The sequence below is a fragment of the Streptomyces fuscigenes genome (assembly GCF_021556455.1).
Taxonomy (GTDB): Bacteria; Actinomycetota; Actinomycetes; order Streptomycetales; family Streptomycetaceae; genus Streptomyces; species Streptomyces fuscigenes.
The window spans coordinates 1-4,242 of sequence record NZ_JAKGCV010000459.1 but is presented as its reverse complement, the minus strand read 5'-3'; the positions used below and the strand labels follow the sequence as shown (position 1 = coordinate 4,242).

Genomic DNA, 4,242 nt, shown 5'->3' with positions numbered 1-4,242 from the left:
GGACGGCGGGCGCGGCCGCCGGGGCACGTCCGCCCGTGCGCGCGCCGCTCACAGGTGGCGGCGCCGGGCGGCCCGGTTCCTGTCGTACACCTCGCGCGCCTCGACCGCGGCCCGGCGGCCCGCCGTCTCGGCGACCGGTACATCCCACCACGCCTGGGCTGCCGGGACGGCGGACACAGTGTCGGGCGTTTCGGTCTCCACGTAGACACATGTGGGGGCCTCGGCGGCCCTCGCGACGGCGAGCGCCTCGCGCAGGTCGCGCACGGTCTTCGCGCGCAGCACCCGCATCCCGAGGGACGCGGCGTTCGCGGCCAGGTCGACCGGGAGCGGATCGCCCGTGTACGGGCCGCCCGGCGCGCCGGCCGCCGCGCCGGAGCGGAAGCGGTACGCGGTGCCGTAGCCCTCCGAGCCGACGGACCGCGAGAGGCCGCCGATCGAGGCGTAGCCGTGGTTTTGCAGGACGACCATCTTCAGCGGCAGCCGTTCCTGCACGGCCGTGACGATCTCGGTGGGATTCATCAGGTACGTGCCGTCGCCGACGAGCGCCCAGACGGGACGTCGGGGGTCCGCCATCAGCACGCCGATGGCCGCGGGGATCTCGTAGCCCATGCACGAGTAGCCGTACTCGACGTGGTACTGGTCCCGGGAGCGGGCCCGCCACAGCTTGTGGAGGTCGCCCGGGAGCGAACCGGCCGCGTTGATCACGACGTCCTCGGCCGTCACCAGCGCGTCGAGGGCGCCCACCACCTGGCCCTGGGTGGGGCGCGCGGACTCGTCGGGCGCGGCGAAGGCCGCGGTGACCCGCGCCTCCCAGCGCTCCTTCGCGGCGCGGTATCCGTCCGCGTACGCCGCATCGACGCGGTGGTCCGCGAGGCGTTCGGCCAGGCCCTCCAGAGCGGTGCGCGCGTCGCCGACCAGCGGGTGCGCGGCGAGCTTGTGGGCGTCGAAGCCCGTCACGTTGAGATTGAGGAAGCGGACGGCGGGATCGGCGAACAGTGTCGAGGAGGCCGTCGAGAAGTCCGACCAGCGGGTGCCGACCCCGATCACGAGGTCGGCCGCGCGCGCCAGGCCGTCGGCCGTCGCCGTGCCGGTGTGCCCGATGCCGCCCACGTCGCAGGGGTGGTCGTGCGCGAGCGATCCCTTGCCCGCCTGGGTGGAGGCGACGGGGATGCCGGTCGCCTCCGCGAACGCGGCCAGCGCCTCCTCGGCGCGGCTGTGGTGCACCCCGCCCCCGGCCACGAGCAGCGGGCGCCGCGCGGCGCGCACGAGCCGGACGGCGTCGTCGAGTTCGGCGGAGTCCGGGGCCTGCCGGCGCACCCGCCACACCCGCTCCGCGAAGAACTCCTCGGGCCAGTCGTACGCCTCGGCCTGGACGTCCTGCGGCAGCGCGAGCGTGACCGCGCCGGTCTCGGCGGGGTCGGTCAGGACCCGCATCGCGGACAGGGCCGCCGGGACGAGCGCCTCGGGCCGCGCGACCCGGTCGAAGTACGCGGAGACGGGTCGCAGCGCGTCGTTGACGCTCACGTCTCCCGCCGCGCGTACTTCGAGCTGCTGGAGCACCGGGTCGGCGGGCCGGGTGGCGAAGGTGTCGCCGGGCAGCAGCAGCACGGGCAGCCGGTTGACGGTGGCGAGCGCGGCGCCGGTGACGAGGTTGGTGGCGCCCGGCCCGATGGACGTGGTGACGGCCTGGGCGGACAGCCGGCCGCTCTGGCGGGCGTAGCCGACGGCCGCGTGCACCATGGCCTGTTCGTTGCGCCCCTGCACGTACCGCATGGCACCGTCCGCCTCCACCAGCGCCTGGCCGACGCCCGCGACGTTGCCGTGGCCGAAGATGCCCCACACGGCGTCGATCAGCCGACGGCGTTCGCCGTCCCGTTCGGTGTACTGGTGCGTCAGGAACGTGATCAGCGCCTGGGCGACGGTCATCCGCCGTGTCGCACTGCCCATCAGGAGTCCTCTCGGTCCGGGCCGTCGTCGTCGGCAGCGGCGGAGCGGGCCGCCCCGGAGGAGGCCGATCCGCCCGGGGCGCTCCCGTCCGGTGCGCCGGTCGCGGCGGCCGGGCGGGGGGCCGCGGTGTACAGCGGCAGGCGGGGGTCGACGGCCTCGGCCGGCCAGCCGTCGCGCACCCAGCGGTGGTCGGGATGGTCGCTGATGAGCCAGGCCCGCTCCTCGCCGGGCCCCGCCATCACGTTCAGGTAGTACAGGCTGCGCCCCGGCGAGGCGATCGACGGCCCGTGCCAGCCGTCGGGGATCAGGACCGTGTCGCCGCTGCGCACCTCGGCGAGGACGTCGGTGCCGCCGGGACGCGACGGGGAGACGCGGTGGTAGGCGACCCCGTCGTCGGCGCCGCTCGCGGCGCTCCCGGCGGCGCCGGTCCCGTCGCGCCCGTCGATCTCGAAGTAGTAGATCTCCTCCAGCACGGACTCGGCGCCGGGCCGGTGCTCGTCGTGCTTGTGCGGCGGGTACGAGGACCAGTTGCCGCCCGGTGTCAGCACTTCCACCGCGATGAGCCGGTCGCAGGCGAACGCGTCCGCCGCGGCGAAGTTGTTGACCTGGCGCGAGCACATGCCGGCGCCCCGCAGTTCCACGGGAACCTCCGGCGCGGGGCCGTAGCGAGCGGGGAGTCGTCGCTCGCATTTCGCTCCTGCCAAAGCGAACCGGCCCCCCGCACCGGAGGCGATCTGGGCGTGGCCGTCACGCGGGAGGTACGCGAAGTCGGAGACTCCGCGAAAGACGCTGTCGCGGCCGTGCAGCGCGAAGCTCTCGCCGTCCACGGTCACCGTGCACCCGCCCGACAGCGGCAGCACGATCCACTCGCTGCCCCCCGTGCCGAAGGCATGGCTGCCTCCGGGCGGCAGGTCGAGGACGCGCAGCGAGCAGTACGTCCAGCCCGCGCGCTCGGGTCCGATGTCGAGCGCGTAGGGACCGGCGGCGCTCTCGCCGGCGCGCACGTGGTGGCGGCGGGCTGCCTGAGCCCCGTGGGGGCGGGGCCCGGCGCCCACGGCGTGTTCGCCCCGGGCGGGGGCGCCCACGGCGTGTTCGCCCGGGGCGGGGGCGTCCACGGCGGAGCGGCCGGGGGCATGCCCGTCGGCGGCCGGACCGTCGTGCGGGCCGCGGCCGGGGTCCCCGGTGCGGCCCTCCGCGGCCGGGCCGTGTCGCCGTGCTGGTGTCGCCATACGTCTCTCCCTACCCCGCTCCGCCGTACGCCGGTCGCCGACCGGGCCGCCGCCGCGTGCTGTTCGCGTCGGCGTGGCCCGCCGTACCCCTGCCCGTCCCCGCCCGCCGGCGGGTCCCGCCGTGCTCCTACCCGCAGCCCTGCGCGTACCCCCTTCGGCCCCGCACCGCGGACGTACGCGTACGCAGCCCGCCCCGCGTCCGGAAGCCCTGCCCCTGCCCGCGCCCGTACCGTTCCTAGCCCGCGCCCGGCGGCTCGCCGCGCGTCCTCAGAGCAGCCCCACGGCCGTGTCCACCGCCTTCACGACGTCGCCGTCCGGCGGGTACAGGAGCGAGCGCCCCACGACGAGGCCCTGCACCGTCGGCAGCCGCAGCGCGCTCCGCCACTTCTCGTACGTGCCCTCCTGGTCGTCGCCGATGTCCCCGCCGAGCAGCACGGCGGGCAGCGACGACGCCTCCATGACCCGTGCCATGGCATCCGGTTCGTCCGTCACCGGCACCTTGAGCCAGGTGTACGCGGAGGTCCCGCCGAGGCCGGACGCGATGGCGATCGACCGGGTGACGGCCGCGGCGCTCAGGTCGCTGCGCAGCAGACCACGCTCGTCCCTGCGGCAGATGAACGGCTCCACGAACACGGGCAGCCCGCGCGCGGCCATCGCGTCCACGGCGCGCGCGGCGGACAGGAGCGTGGAGACGGACCCGCCGCCCTCGTCGGCGTAGTCGATCCGCAGGAGCAGCTTGCCCGCGTCGAACCCGGCCGTGGCCAGGTCCTCGGCCCGGTAGCCGGTGAAGCGGTCGTCCAGTTCGAACGAGGCGCCCGCGAGGCCCCCGCGGTTCATGGAGCCCACGACGACCTTGTTCTCCAGCGCACCGAGCAGCAGGAGGTCCTCCAGGACGTCGGCCGTGCCGAGGACGCCGTCCACGCCCGGCCGCGACAGGGCGAGGCGCAGCCGCGCCAGCAGGTCGCCGCGGCGGGCCATGGCGAGCGGGTCGCCACCGACGCCGAGCGCCCCGCGCGCGGGATGGTCGGCGGCCACGATCATCAGGCGGCCGGCCGTGCCGAGCAGC

The 4,242-nt window shown here is 76.0% G+C and carries 3 protein-coding genes; all 3 read right to left on the bottom strand.

All coding sequences use genetic code 11. The features are described 5' to 3' along the window. Window positions 1-48 precede the first annotated feature (48 nt). Window positions 49-1,947, bottom strand: a complete 1,899-nt coding sequence (gene iolD / locus L1885_RS24555) for a 3D-(3,5/4)-trihydroxycyclohexane-1,2-dione acylhydrolase (decyclizing) (RefSeq protein WP_235799355.1) — start codon at window positions 1,945-1,947, stop codon at window positions 49-51. Beyond that, window positions 1,947-3,002, bottom strand: a complete 1,056-nt coding sequence (iolB, locus tag L1885_RS24550; RefSeq protein WP_235799356.1) for a 5-deoxy-glucuronate isomerase — start codon at window positions 3,000-3,002, stop codon at window positions 1,947-1,949. The genes iolD and iolB overlap by 1 nt, the downstream gene beginning before the upstream one ends. Before the next feature lie 441 nt (window positions 3,003-3,443). After that, window positions 3,444-4,242, bottom strand: a 799-nt coding sequence (locus tag L1885_RS24545; protein ID WP_235799354.1) for a Cgl0159 family (beta/alpha)8-fold protein, incomplete at its 5' end; no start/stop codon positions are given.